Here is a 17,370-nt window from a genome sequence, read left to right as displayed (position 1 = left end):
ATGATTCATATATGAAATAAATTAGAGGGGCTTACATATGAATAACAGAGAGCTTTACGGTAATATTCGTGATGTTTATCATTTACTCCAAAAAAATCTAGATAAAGCAATTGAACAGTATGATATAAGTTACGTACAATTTGGAGTGATTCAAGTACTCGCAAAATCTGGGAAAGTATCTATGTCAAAGTTAATTGAAAACATGGGATGTGTTCCAAGTAATATGACAACAATGATTCAACGGATGAAGCGTGATGGTTACGTAATGACAGAGAAGAACCCGAATGACCAACGTGAAACGCTCGTTTATTTAACTAAAAAAGGTGAAGAGACGAAAAAGCAAGTCGATGTGCAATATAGTGATTTTTTAAAAGAGAATTGTGGTTGTTTTACGAAAGAAGAAGAAGGGATTTTAGAGGATTTATTATTAAAGTGGAAGAAGCACTTGAATTAAATATAGTAAAAATGTAACACTCTGTTACATTTTTATTTATATAAATACTTCATATATGAAATAAAATGTAGAGTAGTAAAAATTGAAGAAGGGGTCATAATAAAGAATTATTTCATATATGAAATAAAGGGGAGTTATATATGGAGTTAAAGTCAATGATACGCATTTTGGCAATTGTAGCTTTTTTTGTTGGATTAGATTCATTATTAGTGGCACCTTTATTACCAGTAATTACAGAAACAATTAGTATTCCTGATGGAAGTGGAGGGTTATTAATTACTATTTATGCACTTTGTTATGGAATAACTGCACCTGTATTTGGAACGATGTCTGACAGAGTTGGAAGGAAACGTATGATCATAATAGGATTTACTATTTTCTCTATTTCTACATTTTGTACGGGATTAGCGAAGAGTTTTGAAATTCTTTTATTATTTCGCGGCCTAACAGGTTTATCTGGTGCGATGATTATGCCAAGTGTTTTTGCATTAGTAGGTGATAAAGTTACATATGAGTCAAGAGGAAAAGCGATGGGAACGATTATGGGAGCAATGGTAGGTTCGACAGTCATTGGAGTACCTATAGGTGCATTTTTATCTGAAGTAGGAAATTGGCAATGGACATTTTATAGTATAGGACTATTAACTTTATTTCTTACATTACTAGTTAATCGCATATTAAGAAATGAAAAACAGAGAAACGATGTGCATGTTTCTATAGCGAAAACGTTAAGTGCACCACTTAAAATGGTTTTAGTAAATGGTTCAGTTTTATTTGCATTATTAGCAACGTTTCTATGGACAATTGGATTACACGGCATGTTTTCGTACATAGGTGTTTATTATGGGAATAATTTTGGCCTTTCCGTTGGTGAAATAGGTATTGTAATCTTTTTGGCGGGAGTTGGTAGTGTAGCTGGTAACATTTTGGGTGGGAAGTTAGCTGATAAAATAGGAAAGAAGAATGTTATATCCATTGCGAGTATTGTAACCTCAATAAGTGTAATATTATTCTCGCTTTCCATAGAAAATCTAGTAATTGCAATTACTTTACATATCATTTGGAGTTTATTTATTGGATTTGGCCAAGCATCATTAACGGCACTAATTTCAGAATTAAAACCAGATGTGCGGGGGACTGTGATGGCATTAAATAGTTCTGCCATGTATATTGGGATGACTATTGCTTCTGGCTTAGCGTCGCTTACCGTAAGTAATGGATTTCCGTTTTCTTCTTTAGGAATAATGTGTGCAATTGCTAGTTTACTCGTCCTTCCGATTATATTTGTTCTAGTTAAAGGAAAAGCATTATCTAATAAAAAGAAGATGACTATATAAGTAGTATGAAAGAAAACGTGGATTGATATTCTTCAAAGGATTTCAATTCATGTTTTCTTTCATATTCTTTTTATACTTTCATCACTTTTAAGAGTGAAAGAAACGACTGTACTACAGGGGAAATCCATCTAGATTTATGATAGATTATATGACTTTGAATAACAGTTGACGTTTCGATAGGCTGAAAACAGAGTTGCTCTTTTTGACAACTTTCTTGTACAACGATGTAAGGAAGAATTGAAATTCCTAACTCACACATAACGGACTGTTTAATAACTTCAACGTTGGAAGTTTCAAATGTTTTAGCTGGAATATTCCCGCTTTGACGTAAAAAACGATCTACCATTGGTCTATAACCGCAGGTTTGTTCAGTAAAAATAAATAGCTTTGAAGGGGTAGATATTGCTTTTTTAGCGCTGGGGGAGAAGTTTCTAGACAATTTGTAAATCAAGCTGTCTCTAGCGGTGCAATCGTAATTGACAACACTAGTGAATACCGAATGGCACCTGATGTACCTCTTGTTGTTCCGGAAGTAAATGCGCACACTTTAAAGGAACATAAAGGTATAATAGCAGTTCCGAATTGTTCAGCATTACAGATGGTAATAGCTCTTCAGCCAATATGAAAAGTATTCGGATTAGAACGAATTATCGTTTCAACTTATCAAGCTGTATCGGGTTCTGGTATTCATGCGATTCAAGAATTAAAAGAACAGGCTAAGTCAATACTTGCAGGTGAAGAAGTGGAGAGTACCATATTACCAGCGAAAAAAGATAAAAAACATTATCCAATTGCATTTAATGTACTTCCTCAAGTAGATATATTTACGGATAATGATTTCACCTTTGAAGAAGTAAAGATGATTCAAGAAACAAAGAAGATTTTAGAAGACCCCAACTTGAAAATGGCAGCTACTTGTGTGCGCGTTCCGGTTGTATCAGGTCATTCGGAAGCGGTTTATATAGAACTTGAAAAAGAAGTAACTGTTGCAGAAATTAAAGAAGTACTGCTTGATGCACCAGGTGTTATTTTGCAAGATAACCCTAGTGAACAGCTGTATCCAATGCCATTATATGCAGAAGGGAAAATAGATACATTTGTCGGAAGAATTAGAAAAGATCCTGATATGCCAAACGGATTCCATCTTTGGATTGTCTCCGATAATTTATTAAAAGGTGCGGCGTGGAACTCGGTTCAAATTGCAGAAACGATGGTGGAAGAGGGAATCATTTAGTATTAAGGAAACTAGGGAACTGTTAAAGATTACAGTTTCCTAGTTTTTATTTTATAACTGTTCGCTTTATTCCAACCACATTTGATTTGAAAGACAGTAAAAAACATCAAGAATGAATACAGTTTATTTGGTACGATATGGATAAATTCAATAAGGGGGAATTAGATGTATCAAGTAAAGGGGTATTTTTCATCGCTCAAAGGAAGTCATTATGAAATCGGTAAGCAACAAGGTGAATTTGTAAAACAACATTCTTATCTTGTTCCGCAATTTATACAGCAAGAAAACTTAATATCGCCTAACCATTTTACAGAATCTAGAAATATACTAAATCAATATTGCTCTGGAATTAATGAAGAAATTGAAGGTTTTTGTGAAGTGTTGAAAATTCCTTCTAAAAATATGATGTATTACTATCAAACACTATTGAAAGCAGGTTGTAGTCATTGTGCAGTATTACCTAAAAAGACAGATTCAAAACACACATATGTATTAAGAAATTATGATTTGTCACCAAAAATAGATGATATGCGTTTTTGTTCAACTCATGTTGAAGGTGCGTATGCACATAGTGGCTTTTCTACTCAATATTTTGGCCGAACGGAAGGGGTTAACGAGCATGGATTAGCTGTTACATTTTCAGCATGTGGTCAACCAGTAGGAAATATTGAAGGTCTACGAAAGCCAGTAGTAAGTGGTTTACAATGTTTTGCAGTAATTCGACTGTTGTTGGAGAAATGTAAAAATGTGCAGGAAGCTAAGTCACTAATAGAAGAAATACCAATTGCTAGTAATATTAATTTAATAGTAGCGGATCCTTTAAATGCAGCACATATTGAAATATTTGACGGTCATAAATTCACAACAACGATTGATGGTGACAATCAAGCTTTTATTGTATCAACAAACCATGCAGTTAGTTCATCTATTCAGAAATTAAATAATAGGAGATTAGAACAATCTACAAAGAGATATCACGTTTTACATGAGCATTTAAATAGATACGAACAAGTGAGCATTGAGTCTTTAAAAAAGTTAGTAGAAGAAGAATATCCTGCTGGACTAACTGTACATAACTATGAAGAATGGTTTGGAACTTTACATTCTGTATTATTCGATTTACATGATCGTACAATGAAGATTTGTTTTGGATCACCACTTTTAAACGACTGGTACTCATTGAAACTTGGAGGAAGCATGCAGTTTTCTGAGGTGAACGTGAACTTTAAAAATAAAACTTATACTGACTTTTGGAGGGAAGATAAGAAAAAATTGATTCCTAAAAGGTAAATGGGATAAGATGGTAATATGGAGAGTGCATTTATACTGGAGGGATTACAAACGCTTAAAGCTATTTTACCATTTGTTCTTATCTTTTTTCTTGTCATTGCGATGTATATGGCTTATCAAAAGAGAAAAAAATCCGGGATAAAAGGATTGAAAAGTGCGTTAACTTCTATTTGCTTCTTTTCACTCGCAATCTTAAATATGTTTGCATATTGGTTTCATTTTGGCGGTGCTTTAACTTGGTTATTTTCAATTGTATTATTGCTAGTTGGTGCATATTTTACTAAATATATTCCAATATCTAAAAAGATACATTAAAATTTAAAAGAGTTTAAATATAATGTTTACTTTGTTTTGAAAAGAGATTATTCTACTAAATCGTTGTGAAACGGTTTCATAGGATAATCTCTTTTGTTTAGTTTTAGAAAGAACGTACGGTGCTTTTTAGTTGTTCAATAAATTCTCGAGTTGCAGCACACATATATTTATCTTTTCTATAAATTAGTCCTATTTCAACTGTTGGAGTAGGGTTTTCTATTTTAATAGCTTGAATGTTTTTATTTTGTAAAAAGTCTATATATGGTTTGGGTAAAACTGTAATTCCCATTCCTTTGGAAACCATTTGGATTAAAGATTCCATCGTGCTAATTTCTAAAATTGGTCTTGGTTTAAAGTTGAATTTTTGACAATGAGATGTAATTAGTTCGGTTAAAAAGAAATTTTTAGGTAAAAGAATTAATGGGTAGTTCTGTAATTCAGCAATAGATACATGATTACGTTGAGCCAATCGATGACCAGTGGGCACGACTAATGTAAGGTCGCTTTTGTATAGAGGGGTAGAGATAATCTCTTTATCTTGCACCGGGAGAAATGTAATTCCGATATCTAGTTCGTTTTGTAATAATTTTTCACGAATATCTCCAGTACGAAGCCCTAATACAGAAAGCTCTATATTGGGATATAAATTATTAAAATTTAAAATAGCTGTCGGTAGTAAATAATTTACGACGGTTAACAAAGCCCCTATTGTTAAAGAACCTTGCTGTAATCCGTTTAGGTCTTGAATAGCTGAACGAGCTTGTTCGACTTCATGAAAAATGGTTTTACTATGTGATAATAAAATCTTCCCTGCTTCAGTTAAAGATATTTTCTTACCAATTCGATCGAAAAGTGGCATTCCTACTTCATGCTCTAATGCACGTATTTGTTGGCTTAGTGAAGGCTGTGAAATATTTAATTTCTCAGCTGCTTTTGTGAAATGTAATTCTTTTGAAACAGCTAAAAAGTATTCAAGTTGTCGTAATTCGATTGGAATCACCTCAAGTATAATAATAGGTTATACCTATCATTATTATATAAATAATTGAATTGAACAATGATTTTAGAGGTTTTATAATCATCTTTATATAACAGAGAGGGTTGTAAAAATTAACCGAGAGAAAATACATGTAACACCTTTAAAGGAGGAAATAGAATGGCTAATGAATTTCAATTATTATCTTTAAATATAGGATTACCAAAAGAGGTTACATACGGCGGAAAAGTAATTCATACAGGCATAAATAAGAAACAAGTAAAGGAACCAGTATATTTATCTTTTGTAAAATTTAATGGGGATGGACAAGCTGACTTAGTTCATCATGGAGGAGTAGATAAAGCAGTTTGTGTTTATACTGGTGATCACTATCCATACTGGGAAAAAGAGTTGAATCAAAACCTTGTATATGGGGCTTTCGGAGAAAATATAACAGTTAGTGGTATGCGCGAAGAGGATGTTTGTATTGGTGATACGTTTGAGCTCGGACAGGCAATCGTGCAGGTAACACAACCAAGGCAACCTTGTTTTAAATTAGCAAAAAAATATAATATTCCAAAGTTACCACTATATTTTCAAGAAACAGGATATACAGGATTTTATTTTCGTGTATTAAAAGAAGGATGGGTATCATCAGTCGATACTTTAAAAAGACTACAGTCTGATCCAAAAGGTGTTTCAATAGCGTTCGCTAACCGTATCATGCACAAGGAAAAGCAAAATATTGAAGGGGTAAAAAGGATATTAGAAGTGAGTGCGCTTTCAAGTAGTTGGAGAAAGTCTTTTGAAAAGCGTATAAGTGGAGAAGAAATTAATACGAAGGAAAGACTTGAAGGGAAAAAATAATAAAAAATATTTTTTTATAAATGGTGTATTTCTATGAGTAAAAACGAAGTAGAAAGCACTATTTTTATATAATAAACTCATTAATATCCAAAAATCCTAATATTGTTTTATTCGACTTATTTTCGAATAGTCAAAACATAAAATTAATTAGACTCTTTTTTTATATTTTATGATAGTATATTGATTGGTAAGACCTATTACTTTAAGGGCAGGTTCTACAACTATATCTAATTGGATGGAATTAACGTATGGAGGGACAACATGGGGAATGTTGAAAATTTTGAAAAACTTCTTTTAGAAGAAGCGAAAAGAGAGCAGTTATTTCCTTTATTTGAAGAAGTGTTTGGAATTACAATTCAAACATTGAATGATTTCTCAGAGAGAGGTTATTGGGATGATACATACAAAGCTTTATCATTTTTACATGACGATAAAGCGGTTGCAAATGTTGCGGCATTCTCGCTACCATTGCTAGTAAATGGTGAAAGAATAAATGCAGCGGGCATTCAATCGGTAATGACACACCCTAATTTTCGTGGACAAGGACTCATGACGCAATTAATGAGTAAAATGATAGAAGAAATCGATAAAACATGTGAATGTACATTATTGTTTACGGAAAAACCTGAACTATATGCATCATTTGGTTTTAAAGTTGTGCAGGAATATTTAATGACTATTCCATATGATAAAAAGAATAATAATGATTTCTCACTTAGAGAGCTAGATTATTATATGGAAGAGGATAGAAAGCTAATACATGAGACTATAGATAGTAGCCAAAGACTTTCAAATAATTTTTCAACATTAAACTTCCGCCCTTCGTTTTATTTGAATATGTATGATTCGGAATGGAGTGGAAAATTATATTATTCAGAGAAGCTAGATGCTCTAATTGTGTATGAAGTAGATAATGAAAAGTTGAAATTATATGGAGTGTTTGCACCAGTAATTCCAGTTTTAGATGAAATATGTGGGGAGATCGCTGAAAGATTTACAGAAATCGAATTTTACTTCTCTCCAGATCAATTAGGGGTTGAGGATGTACAGTTTACAGAATTACAATCAAGTAAGTATTTAATGGTTCGAAGTAATAGAGAGTTGGATTTGAAAGGTTATAAATTCCCAGTATTAGTAGAATTTTAAATGTGCATATAGATACTTTATTATGGAGGAACTATGAAAATATCACATATACCAGAACATATTGAGCAACTTACTATAATGAATGTACCTGAGTATTATAAGCTTAATAACAATCATGCGCTTATTGTCCGCTCGAAAGCCGAAACAGATTTTTGGCTTAAAACACATTATGGATTCGAAGTAATGAATGGTCATGTATTTTATACAGAGACGATGACAGACTTTCAAGCTGAAGTTCAATTGCGTATGAATCCAAATTCAAAATTCGATCAAGCTGGTCTTTTTGTTATGGTTTCGGAAAAGTGTTGGTTGAAAACTTCATTAGAATATATTCCAGGTGGTCCATCTCATTTAGGAGCTGTCGTAACGAATAATGGATATTCCGATTGGTCCACGCAAGACTTTCCGACAGAATTAGCTAACGAGCAACTTCGTTTTCGAATTGTTCGTAAACGTGGTGATTATACAATATATGTGAAGAAAATCCACCAATGGGAACAAATCAGAATCGCTCATTTGATGGAAGATATAGGGGATAAGCCTATTAAAATAGGTTTTTACACGTGTAGTCCTTCTAAAAATAATGGATTTGAGACTGAGTTTTTAGATTTTACAACTGAAAAAATATAGATGAAAAACCGTATTCTTTTCATTGAGAATGCGGTTTTTATATTTATATAATACAAAGCACATTTATTGACCGAAAAATCATTAATGCTTATCATTTAATAATGTTAAATATTAATTTACATAATATAATAAAAGTAAGAAAGAAATTACAAACTATATCGCTTAAATAAGGGGGGATATGCATTATTCATTGGTAATTTCATAGAAAAAGGAGATTATGTATGAAATCATTTCGCAAATTATTACAGTATTTAAAACCATACATGTTTTTCGCTATTATTGGACCGCTATTTATGGTACTTGAGGTTGCGATGGACTTAATTCAACCGACTATTATGCAACATATTATTGATGTTGGGATAGCAAATCGGGATATGAATTATGTAATAAAAATGGGACTTCTTATGATAGGAGCTGCAGCACTCGGTTTAGTTGGAGGACTTGGGTGTATGATGTATTCTACAAAAGCAGCTGTTAATTTCGCTACTGACATACGAAAAGATGTGTTTGCGAAAATAGAAACATTTTCTAGTGAAAATCGTGATTCGTTTGGAACGGGAAAGTTATTAACAATTGTTACAAATGATATTACTTCTATTCAATCGGCGATGACGATGACATTACGTGTTCTTGTTCGTGGTCCTTTGTTATTTATCGGAAGTATAATAATTGTTTTTATGACAGCGCGTGAGTTATTTCCTATATTACTCGTAGTCGTTCCAATTTTATTACTTGCGATTATATTCATTGCGAGTAAAGCAAGCGGGACGTTCAGAAAAGTGCAAGAAGCATTAGATAAAGTGAATACAAAGTTACAAGAAAATTTATCTGGAGTACGTGTGATTAAAGCGTATGTAAGACAAAAATATGAAATTAATCAGTTTGGAAATGTTAATACAAATTTAACGAAGATAAATATTCAAGCGGTGCAGCTTATTTCCTTAATGATGCCAATCATTATGTTAGTTGTAAGTGGCGGAATTGTCGCAACATTATGGGTTGGTGGAGAGAAAGTATTTAATGGAACCCTTCAAGTAGGGGCTATATTAGCGTTTATAAACTATTTGAATATTATTTTAATGTCACTTATGTCTATAAGTATGGTATTTATGCAAATCGCGCGAGCATTTCCGTCAGCGGATCGTGTACAGCAAGTTTTAAATACTGACGTTGATATTATGACCCCAAAAAATGCGCTTGCACCTAAGCAAATTGAGGGACAAATTGAATTTAAAAATGTTAGTTATAGTTACACGAAAAATAATGAATATGTTTTAAAAGATATTTCATTTCGCATAAGTAAAGGTGAAAAAATCGGGATTATTGGTTCTACAGGGAGTGGTAAATCTACTTTAGCAAAATTATTACCCCGCTTATACGATGTTGATCAAGGGGAAATATGCATTGATGGAATAAATGTTAAGGCGTATGATTTACAAAAACTTCGTGCGTCAATCGGGTTTGTACCTCAAAAGGCATTGTTGTTTTCTGGTAGCATAGAAGAGAATTTACGTTACGGTAAAGAAGATGCATCAAATGACGAATTGGAAGTAGCAGCTTCATCAGCTTGTGCGACTGAGTTTATTAACAAGCTGGAAGATTCATATCAATATCATTTAACGCAAGGTGCGACGAATTTGTCAGGTGGACAAAAACAACGTGTATCAATTGCAAGGGCGCTTGTGAGAAAGCCATCCATTCTTATATTGGATGATTCTACATCAGCAGTGGATGCAAAATCAGAATCTAACATTCAATCGGCATTAAGAACAGAATATAAAGGAACAACAACATTATTAATCGCTTCTAAAATCTCATCTATAATAGATGCTGATAAAATTCTCGTTTTAGATAACGGTGAATTAGTTGGTGATGGTACACATGAAGAACTGTTAGAACAATGTGAGGTATATAAAGAAATCTATCTTTCCCAAGGTGGTAATTTATATAAAAAAGGTGGGAAAGAACATGCGTAATTTTCAAGGACAATTTGCTAATAAAGGTGGGCGTAACGCACCAAAGATGGGGAAGGCTAAAAATACGAAAGGAACTGTGATGAGAGTATGGAACTATATGGGCTACCAAAAGGCTGCCCTTACGTTCGTTATATTCTTAGTGTTTGTTACGACGTTACTTGGGTTATTAGGTCCGTATTTAATGGGAGTAATTATCGATCAATATATTGTACCGAAAGATTTAAGCGGTACGGCGAGAATGTGTTTGATACTTATCGCGATTTATGGTGTAACAGTATTATTAACTTGGTTACAAACATTTGTAATGGTTAATGTTGCATTAAAAACGATACAAAAAATACGACAAGATATTTTTGAGAAAATCCAAACGCTTTCTTTACGGTTCTTTGATGTACGTTCTCAAGGGGATTTAATGAGTCGTGTAACAAATGATATAGATAATTTGAATCAAGCGTTGACACAAAGTGTTGTACAAATTATTTCATCAGCGCTAACTTTTATAGGTGTGACGATTGCGATGTTCGCATTAGATTGGATTTTAGCGATTGTTACTTTAATTACAGTACCTATTATGTTTTTCGTTACAAAAAAACTAGTTGCTTATAGTGGTAAAAACTTTGCAAAGCGTCAAAAAGATTTAGGAGAATTAAATGGATTTATTGAGGAAGCTATAACAGGTGCGGATGTTACAACGTTATATGGGAAAGAAAAAGAAACCGTACAAAATTTCAATAAAATTAATGAACAGCTAAGAGTTTCTGCAACGAAGGCGGATACATTTTCAGCTTTTATTTTTCCGAGTATGAACTTTATTAACAACTTAGGTATGGGACTTGTAATTGGGACTGGGTCAGTAATGGTTTTAAATGGAATGACAACAGTAGGTGTCATTGCAGCTTTTATTAATTATTCTCGTCAATTCTCAAGACCACTCAGTCAATTCGCAACTTTAATGAATACGATTCAAGCAGCAGTTGCTGGTGGGGAACGTGTCTTTGAAATTATGGATGAAGTGCCGGAAATCAAAAATAAAAAAGATGCATTCGTTGTACAAAATTTACAAGGACATGTTGCACTCGAGAATGTTTCATTTGGGTATGAGGAAAATAAAACGATTTTAACAGAAGTGAGTCTTAAAGCGCGGCCAGGGGAGACAATTGCTTTAGTAGGTCCAACTGGATCGGGCAAAACAACAATCATTAATTTGCTAACGCGCTTTTACGATATACAGCAAGGGCAAATTCATATTGATGGAAAAAACATAAAAGAATATGATATGAATTCGTTGCGAAGTAAAATAGGAGTAGTTTTACAAGATACGTATTTATTTGCTGGGACGATTATGGATAATATACGTTATGGTCGATTAGATGCTAGTGATGAAGAGGTAATCAATGCAGCTAAGGCAGCATCTGCACATTCTTTTATAAAACATTTACCGAATCAATATGAAACGAAAATTGCTTCAGAAGGATCGAATTTAAGTCAAGGCCAAAAACAACTTCTTGCGATTGCACGGGCAATTTTAGCAGATGCAGATATATTAATTCTCGACGAAGCAACTTCTAATATTGATACGAGAACAGAATTACAAATACAAGAAGGACTAAACAATTTAATGAGAGGTCGAACAAGTTTCGTAATCGCTCATCGACTGAAAACGATTGAAAAAGCAGATCAAATCCTTGTTATAAAAGATGGAAGTATTTTGGAAAAAGGGAACCATGAATCTCTCATGGCAGATAGAGGATTTTACTTTGATCTGTATACGAGTCAGTTTAAAATTTAATAAGAATTTTTGATAGGGTGCGGTTTCTCTGGAAAGGAGACACCGCATTTTTATATTTGTAAACATTACTATCTAAATATTCGTTCACTAAATGTTTTAACTGCGTCTTTCTTGCATACAAAGTAAAACATACAAATGGTGGCAACCTTAATGAGTATTTCACGTTCTATTTAAATGTTTTAATGATTTATTAAAAAAAGACACTGTTTCCAGTGTCCCAACTTACTACGAGAGTTTTATCCCGCATTAACAGGCAGTAAGACCCCCACCTCAAAATTCAGCGGAAGCAAAGAAGTTAGGTGGGGATGAACAAAACCCCCACTGATTAAAGTTTCACCTTGTGAGGAAACTTAAATAGGTGAATCTAAGTTTTTCTATAATATATGAAACTACAATTAGAAAATCATATATTTTTTAAAGAAGTTAATGGGTAATTGTACGTGCTAAAATCTTTATTAAAAATATCTTGTACTAATTGGATAGTTTCATAGTCATAAAAGCTATCGTATGTTGGGAGGCGTGGGAATAAAGGATCGGTAATATCAGCATCTGCAAAATTACCTCTAAAAATCGCCCTGTCTTTCTGATGATGCCATGATTTGGTTAGTATGTGTAAAGGAGAAGTTTTTAATTGATATGTTTGTTCTAAGTGCTCAATTTCAATAGAGAAATTTTCAAGGTAGATATACTTTGTAACAAACTCTTCCTCACCTGGTTCATATTGCTGCATTAAATGTGGATCTACTTGTTCTAAATCTATCATTTGCTCTTTTAAGTAGTAGAGAAAGATTTTAAATGAAATAGGTTTATTACAAAATTCATTACCATAATAAAAATTCCGAATAGGATTCCATGCTGGGTTTTCTATGTAAGGGGGGGCAATTAGTGAAAAAAATGAACTTACAGCTCTTGTATAGGGGTTCCTCACTAATTTATAGGTATCTTTTCTGTTTGTATATAAAGCTGCAGCTAGTTCAATAAAGTAGTCCGAGGAGTTTTTGTATATTTCATTTTCATAATTATGGATGAAAGAATCGTATTTTATTGCTTCTTTAAATAAATTTATTTGATAAAAAAACCAATGTGCAAGAGAGGTACAGCCACTTTTTTGACTCCAAAATAAAATCAAAGGGAAGTTAGAATTAAAGAGGGGAACGCGTCCGTATTTAATAATATTTGAAAAAGACATTATTAGCCTCCATTCAGTTATGTCAAGTACTTTTAGCTTATGAATAAAAGACTTGGCATATGAACAAGAAAAGAGAAGTAGAATAGATAATTTAAAATAATACAAATTTAAAAATAAAAGAGTCATTTGCAAAGAAAAAAAGAGCTTGCAAATGGATAAACTCTTAGAAAAAATAGATTTTATGAGCACTGAATTACCATATACCTTATGTTTTATTCTGCATGATCGTGAAAAAACATTGAATAAAAGGAGCATATATTTAAATGTGTTCCTTTAAAAGGTGGCAGCTCACAAGGCTTAATTTATAAGCTGAATACGTGTGCAGTCCGTATTTAAAAAGGACAGCTAGCAAAAGCTAACTGATAAGCCTTCGGGTATGAAGGGGAAACAGAAACAATATATACATTATTAACGTGATATTGGCTTTTATTCGGAAGTAGAAGAAATAAATAAGTTTAGGCTGTTCCAACTTGACTTTGGTCGGCAACATCAGAATCAAATGTGTTGGTTGCACTAACACCGTTAAATGTATTAAGCACAAAAGCAACATTAGATGCACCCGAACCATTATAAGCTTTTGTATTTTCTTTTGGAGAAACATTATAAAAATCACCTAAGTTGAAAGAACCGTTACTATTTTGTGCAACCATATTTCCGACAATAGATGGCATAACTTTCACCTTCTTTCCTAGGAAGTACTTAACTTAGTATATGGTGTATGTGTCTAGTGGTTCATCTGAAACGGAGAATTTTGAAATGAAGTAAAAGTTCAATAGAGTAAATCCAACGGAGGGGAACCGTATCGTATGAATCAATTTTCATTTTTTGAGGATATCGATGAAAAGGAAATGCGAAGACTTGTGGTGAAGGAGCTAAAAAGCTACAAAGCATTGTGCGTCCGAATGAAAAATCAAGAAGATCAGGAAAATTAACGAAGAGAGTGTGTTTATAAGCTAGTACATTTATATATTGAAAAACTAGTTAAGCAAGGAGAAATAAAGGAAGTAAAAAGAAGCAGAAGAAAAAGATGATTCTAGAAAAAGCAACCAGTTGGGTGCTTTTTCTTTTACACAAAACAAACTCAATGAAAAAAACAGCGATGTATGAGATTTTTATACTAGTCAGTTTGAAATTTAATATAGTGCGGTTTCTCTAGAAAGGAGACACCGCACTATTATATTTGAAAAGATAATTAGAAATGTAGAGTTGAAACTTTTTTATATATACGAATTGTTAGCAAAAACTAGCAGCTTCAGTGACAGATGGAAGAATTAATTTACGTGGAATTGTAATAATCTCAAGAGCCATCTGTGCTGAATAGATAAGTATTGGAGTTAATTCTAAAGTGTGAGTTAATAATAATATAAAGCTTGTTAGGATTGCGAAGCTCCCCCAAAAGAAACTTTTTGAAGTGTTACGGAAATCTTTTATTAAAGAAAAGAAAGAAAAAAATGCTGTAACAATGAGTATCAAAAATTTATATTTATCAGCCATTAAACTCCTCCTTGAGACCAGTAACTTATATTATAACGCATTTTTCTGTATTATAATAAAAAGATTTTGAAATGAGTAGTTTAAAGTCATAAATAATGCAACTTAAAGGGATGGCGGATTACCTTGATCGGAAAGGTTGGTGGTATGAAATTAAGTGAAATTCTAGTTTAGTAGAACAGAAATTTTTAAAAACGATAGGACATAAAAAGAGGATTACTTATTATGAGTATTCCTCTTTTTATAATGTTACCTCGTATAAATATGATTAGATATAGAAGATTTCTGTTTTAATACATAATAAGTAATACATGTAAGTCAGAGGTTCACCGGAAATTTCAAGTATATTTACAAAACATATATTTAAAAAGAAAAAAATGAGAATTTGAATTTAATTAATTACTATTGAAATAGCACTAAAAACTAATAAGACAGCCATAATGATGTTAAATGATGTAGTATGTTTTAATAAAAGTTTTTGGAACATAGAACCAAATAAGCTCCAACTGAATGTACTCATTAACCCGACTACACCTAGAAATAATGAGAAGAGTAGAAAACTTGAATATGAATTATAGTAAGGGAGAATAAAAGTTGACACTACAGTCAGCCCGAATAGTATCCCTTTAGGATTAACAAATTGAAGAAAAATCCCAACTGTAAATAAGTTTTTATTATGTTTTTCATCTGGATCTGCACTAGTTTTACTAGTGAGTATTTTAAAGGCTAAATATAGCATGTATGCTACACCTAAAATTTTTAAAGGGAATTCAATTATAGGTAGGATATTAATTAGTACAATATTAAAGAAGCTACATAATGAAGTGAGGATGAAAAAACCGAAAGCTACTCCAAAGCAAAATTGCATACTCTTTTTTAAACCATGTTGATTGGCGTATGTCATAGCTAAGAAATTGTTAGGACCGGGTGTGAAGCTACTTATAATAACAAATAACAAAAAAGAAAATATAGGCATTTCAAAACCCCCTAATTATTTGGTGTATGTTATAATGACCGAAAATAACAATATAACGTGTGCTTTTTATTATACATAACGGTCGTTATATTGTATATAGTTTAGGAGTGTTTCTTATGGAAGAAATTCAACTTATTCTGGCAAAAAATTTAAAAACAATACGAGAGAAAGAAAAATTAAGTTTAGAAAAAGTTGCCCAATTAACAGGTGTGAGTAAAACAATGATTGGACAAATTGAACGCGGAGAGTCAAGTCCAACATTAACAACGATATGGAAAATAGCTAATGGGTTGAAAGTGTCTTTTACTTCTTTAATTAATAATCCCCAACCGGATACGAAAGTCGTTTTACGAAGTGATGTTCAAGCATTATTAGAAGACAATGGGAGATATAAAGTGTATCCATCTTTTCCTTTTCAAGATAATAGGAACTTTGAAATCTATACAGTTGAAATTGAAACTGAAGGAAAATTAAGTTCGGAAGGCCATAAAGAAGGGACCGAAGAATTTATAACGGTGTTTGAAGGGGAATTGACAATTGAAATAAATGATTGTCAATATAAATTAAATAGTGGGGATTCAATTCGCTTTAAGGCGGATAGATCACACTCTTATCATAATTTCGGAAGAACGCTAACTAGGTTAAGTATGACCATATATTATCCGATTATATAAAATTCTATTGCATGAAGAATATAAAGAAAAGTGCGTTGATAAACCATCTATAAAAGATGGTTTTATTTTTGAAATTCATAAAAAAGGACACTCGTTTGAGTGTCAACATAGTATTGCTCTCGCGTATAGGATTGGAGTTTGTTTCTCATATACGTATTGAGATGGTTCGCATTTGAGAAACTACCTTCACCTTTAATGTAACATTGGCAGAGAGCAGTGTAAATTGATAATGTATATACGGAAAATTTAGTATAGATACTTTGTACTATGAATATAGTACAAAGTGTTTCTTATTGCAAAATTACTGTCGTGAAGTTATTAATATATAAGCTTAAGGAATGATGTAATAGTTACTATTTTAGCATTTAAGAATGATTATTATAAAAAAGAACGAATCATTTTTTAATCGATTCGTATAATTGTTAAAGAGGCACCTGTTGAACCACCCCCAACTAAATTAACTATGGATAATACGCCGAATAGTTGAAGTGAAATTGTATTACCAGCAATTAAATTGATTATTAAATTATTATTATAATTTGAAGTTGATATTGCGGGTGAAAAGATAGATCTGGAAAGTGGAGTCGAAGAGTTTAATAGTAGCGATTTAGTATTTTGGAATGGAACTATCATTTTATTATATGAATACTACTAGTTATAGTAGTAAAAAGTTTACTTTGTGTAAAATCATTTGAGTATGAAAAAGTAGTTATGGAATTTTACTAAAATGATAGAGGTTTTATTTTGTTAATCAGTAAACAAAATGTGGAATGAGGTAGTAAATTGAACAGTAATGAAAAATTATCTTTGAATAAAGGGATGGTAAGACCAGAGAATATTGGACCTACTTTTCCGGTTCTTCCGCCAATTTATATTCCAACAGGAGCAACAGGAGCAACAGGAGCAACAGGAGTAACTGGAGAAACAGGAGTAACAGGTGCAACTGTAGTAACTGGAGAAACAGGAGTAACGGGAGTAACAGGTGCAACAGGAGTAATGGGAGTAACGGGAGCAACAGGAGTAACG

18 protein-coding genes and 3 pseudogenes are annotated in these 17,370 nt (G+C 32.5%); 14 read left to right on the top strand and 7 right to left on the bottom strand.

Translation table 11 applies throughout. The annotated features are described in order from the left end of the window. Positions 1-37 precede the first annotated feature (37 nt). Positions 38-454: a MarR family winged helix-turn-helix transcriptional regulator gene (locus MR079_RS04410; protein ID WP_001065033.1), complete on the top strand. Its 417-nt coding sequence runs from the start codon at positions 38-40 to the stop codon at positions 452-454. Positions 455-594: 140 nt separating this feature from the next. Next, on the top strand, positions 595-1,791 hold the full coding sequence (locus MR079_RS04405) for an MFS transporter (protein ID WP_242293604.1): 1,197 nt from the start codon (positions 595-597) through the stop codon (positions 1,789-1,791). Between the two features lie 70 nt (positions 1,792-1,861). Here MR079_RS04405 and MR079_RS04400 read toward each other — a convergent pair. Next, a pseudogene (locus tag MR079_RS04400) lies at positions 1,862-2,173 on the bottom strand (LysR family transcriptional regulator substrate-binding protein); the annotation flags it as partial. On the opposite strand from MR079_RS04400, the pseudogene MR079_RS04395 reads away from it, so the two are divergent. From MR079_RS04395 to MR079_RS04385, 3 genes and pseudogenes are all read left to right on the top strand, one after another. Further along, positions 2,166-3,025, top strand: a pseudogene (locus tag MR079_RS04395) (aspartate-semialdehyde dehydrogenase); the annotation flags it as partial. The pseudogenes MR079_RS04400 and MR079_RS04395 sit on opposite strands and share 8 nt — an antisense overlap. A 165-nt stretch (positions 3,026-3,190) precedes the next feature. Beyond that, entirely contained in the window at positions 3,191-4,315 is a 1,125-nt protein-coding gene (locus MR079_RS04390; RefSeq protein WP_242293603.1) for a C45 family autoproteolytic acyltransferase/hydrolase, read from the top strand. An 18-nt stretch (positions 4,316-4,333) separates the two neighbouring features. After that, positions 4,334-4,630, top strand: a complete 297-nt coding sequence (locus MR079_RS04385) for a hypothetical protein (protein ID WP_242293602.1) — start codon at positions 4,334-4,336, stop codon at positions 4,628-4,630. Positions 4,631-4,733: 103 nt separating this feature from the next. On the opposite strand, the gene MR079_RS04380 is transcribed toward MR079_RS04385, so the two are convergent. Continuing rightward, a complete protein-coding gene (locus tag MR079_RS04380; protein ID WP_242293601.1) occupies positions 4,734-5,630 on the bottom strand; it encodes a LysR family transcriptional regulator in 897 nt (298 codons plus the stop codon). Positions 5,631-5,786: 156 nt separating this feature from the next. Between MR079_RS04380 and MR079_RS04375 the strand changes: the two genes are divergently transcribed. From MR079_RS04375 to MR079_RS04355, 5 genes are all read left to right on the top strand, one after another. Further along, complete coding sequence (locus MR079_RS04375) at positions 5,787-6,473, top strand: MOSC domain-containing protein (RefSeq protein ID WP_242293600.1); 687 nt, start codon at positions 5,787-5,789, stop codon at positions 6,471-6,473. 261 nt (positions 6,474-6,734) lie between these two features. After that, the gene (locus MR079_RS04370; RefSeq protein ID WP_139867135.1) at positions 6,735-7,619 is read left to right on the top strand and encodes a GNAT family N-acetyltransferase; all 885 of its coding nucleotides are present in this window, start codon (positions 6,735-6,737) and stop codon (positions 7,617-7,619) included. Positions 7,620-7,652: 33 nt separating this feature from the next. Continuing rightward, positions 7,653-8,249, top strand: a complete 597-nt coding sequence (locus tag MR079_RS04365) for a DUF1349 domain-containing protein (RefSeq protein ID WP_139867133.1) — start codon at positions 7,653-7,655, stop codon at positions 8,247-8,249. A 221-nt stretch (positions 8,250-8,470) separates the two neighbouring features. Beyond that, positions 8,471-10,225, top strand: a complete 1,755-nt coding sequence (locus tag MR079_RS04360; RefSeq protein WP_139867131.1) for an ABC transporter ATP-binding protein — start codon at positions 8,471-8,473, stop codon at positions 10,223-10,225. Further along, complete coding sequence (locus MR079_RS04355) at positions 10,218-12,014, top strand: ABC transporter ATP-binding protein (protein WP_139867129.1); 1,797 nt, start codon at positions 10,218-10,220, stop codon at positions 12,012-12,014. The genes MR079_RS04360 and MR079_RS04355 overlap by 8 nt, the downstream gene beginning before the upstream one ends. 403 nt (positions 12,015-12,417) lie before the next feature. Here MR079_RS04355 and MR079_RS04350 read toward each other — a convergent pair whose 3' ends face one another. Together MR079_RS04350 and MR079_RS04345 are read right to left on the bottom strand one after the other, a co-directional pair. Then, complete coding sequence (locus MR079_RS04350) at positions 12,418-13,203, bottom strand: sulfotransferase family 2 domain-containing protein (RefSeq protein ID WP_242293599.1); 786 nt, start codon at positions 13,201-13,203, stop codon at positions 12,418-12,420. 455 nt (positions 13,204-13,658) lie between these two features. Continuing rightward, the gene (locus tag MR079_RS04345; RefSeq protein ID WP_001139344.1) at positions 13,659-13,874 is read right to left on the bottom strand and encodes a spore germination protein; all 216 of its coding nucleotides are present in this window, start codon (positions 13,872-13,874) and stop codon (positions 13,659-13,661) included. A gap of 135 nt (positions 13,875-14,009) precedes the next feature. Between MR079_RS04345 and MR079_RS29185 the strand changes: the two genes are divergently transcribed. Beyond that, entirely contained in the window at positions 14,010-14,135 is a 126-nt protein-coding gene (locus MR079_RS29185) for a hypothetical protein (RefSeq protein ID WP_263329071.1), read from the top strand. A 301-nt stretch (positions 14,136-14,436) separates the two neighbouring features. On the opposite strand, the gene MR079_RS04340 is transcribed toward MR079_RS29185, so the two are convergent. After that, the gene (locus MR079_RS04340) at positions 14,437-14,697 is read right to left on the bottom strand and encodes a hypothetical protein (protein ID WP_139867125.1); all 261 of its coding nucleotides are present in this window, start codon (positions 14,695-14,697) and stop codon (positions 14,437-14,439) included. 95 nt (positions 14,698-14,792) lie between these two features. Here MR079_RS04340 and MR079_RS29435 point away from each other — a divergent pair, with 95 nt between their 5' ends. Then, positions 14,793-14,855 (top strand): N-acetylmuramoyl-L-alanine amidase C-terminal domain-containing protein, encoded by a 63-nt coding sequence (locus tag MR079_RS29435; protein ID WP_139868110.1) that lies wholly within the window; start codon positions 14,793-14,795, stop codon positions 14,853-14,855. Positions 14,856-15,085: 230 nt separating this feature from the next. Here MR079_RS29435 and MR079_RS04335 read toward each other — a convergent pair whose 3' ends face one another. After that, positions 15,086-15,670, bottom strand: coding sequence for a LysE family transporter (locus tag MR079_RS04335; protein ID WP_049122404.1), 585 nt, complete (start codon positions 15,668-15,670; stop codon positions 15,086-15,088). 59 nt (positions 15,671-15,729) lie between these two features. Between MR079_RS04335 and MR079_RS04330 the strand changes: the two genes are divergently transcribed. After that, positions 15,730-16,344, top strand: a complete 615-nt coding sequence (locus MR079_RS04330; protein ID WP_242293598.1) for a helix-turn-helix domain-containing protein — start codon at positions 15,730-15,732, stop codon at positions 16,342-16,344. Between the two features lie 402 nt (positions 16,345-16,746). On the opposite strand, the pseudogene MR079_RS04325 reads toward MR079_RS04330, so the two are convergent. Continuing rightward, positions 16,747-16,947 (bottom strand): annotated as a pseudogene (locus MR079_RS04325) (BclA C-terminal domain-containing protein); the annotation flags it as partial. A gap of 180 nt (positions 16,948-17,127) precedes the next feature. Here MR079_RS04325 and MR079_RS04320 point away from each other — a divergent pair. Beyond that, positions 17,128-17,370 (top strand): exosporium leader peptide-containing protein (locus tag MR079_RS04320; RefSeq protein ID WP_242293597.1); only part of this gene is annotated, 243 nt, incomplete at its 3' end.

The sequence above is a fragment of the Bacillus cereus group sp. BfR-BA-01381 genome (assembly GCF_022663555.1).
Taxonomy (GTDB): Bacteria; Bacillota; Bacilli; order Bacillales; family Bacillaceae_G; genus Bacillus_A; species Bacillus_A pacificus.
The sequence above is the reverse complement of the archived record's forward strand: the minus strand, read 5'-3'. Positions and strand labels throughout refer to the sequence as shown.

What these genes read in the sequence shown, in the direction of transcription:
- MR079_RS04375 (WP_242293600.1), top strand. Translation starts at nt 5,787, where the DNA reads ATGGCTAATGAATTTCAATTATTATCTTTAAATATAGGATTACCAAAA.
- MR079_RS04335 (WP_049122404.1), bottom strand. Translation starts at nt 15,670, where the DNA reads ATGCCTATATTTTCTTTTTTGTTATTTGTTATTATAAGTAGCTTCACA.
- MR079_RS04365 (WP_139867133.1), top strand. Translation starts at nt 7,653, where the DNA reads ATGAAAATATCACATATACCAGAACATATTGAGCAACTTACTATAATG.
- MR079_RS04385 (WP_242293602.1), top strand. Translation starts at nt 4,334, where the DNA reads ATGGAGAGTGCATTTATACTGGAGGGATTACAAACGCTTAAAGCTATT.
- MR079_RS29185 (WP_263329071.1), top strand. Translation starts at nt 14,010, where the DNA reads ATGAATCAATTTTCATTTTTTGAGGATATCGATGAAAAGGAAATGCGA.
- MR079_RS04350 (WP_242293599.1), bottom strand. Translation starts at nt 13,203, where the DNA reads ATGTCTTTTTCAAATATTATTAAATACGGACGCGTTCCCCTCTTTAAT.
- MR079_RS04355 (WP_139867129.1), top strand. Translation starts at nt 10,218, where the DNA reads ATGCGTAATTTTCAAGGACAATTTGCTAATAAAGGTGGGCGTAACGCA.
- MR079_RS04370 (WP_139867135.1), top strand. Translation starts at nt 6,735, where the DNA reads ATGGGGAATGTTGAAAATTTTGAAAAACTTCTTTTAGAAGAAGCGAAA.
- MR079_RS04345 (WP_001139344.1), bottom strand. Translation starts at nt 13,874, where the DNA reads ATGCCATCTATTGTCGGAAATATGGTTGCACAAAATAGTAACGGTTCT.
- MR079_RS04405 (WP_242293604.1), top strand. Translation starts at nt 595, where the DNA reads ATGGAGTTAAAGTCAATGATACGCATTTTGGCAATTGTAGCTTTTTTT.
- MR079_RS04360 (WP_139867131.1), top strand. Translation starts at nt 8,471, where the DNA reads ATGAAATCATTTCGCAAATTATTACAGTATTTAAAACCATACATGTTT.
- MR079_RS04390 (WP_242293603.1), top strand. Translation starts at nt 3,191, where the DNA reads ATGTATCAAGTAAAGGGGTATTTTTCATCGCTCAAAGGAAGTCATTAT.
- MR079_RS04410 (WP_001065033.1), top strand. Translation starts at nt 38, where the DNA reads ATGAATAACAGAGAGCTTTACGGTAATATTCGTGATGTTTATCATTTA.
- MR079_RS04340 (WP_139867125.1), bottom strand. Translation starts at nt 14,697, where the DNA reads ATGGCTGATAAATATAAATTTTTGATACTCATTGTTACAGCATTTTTT.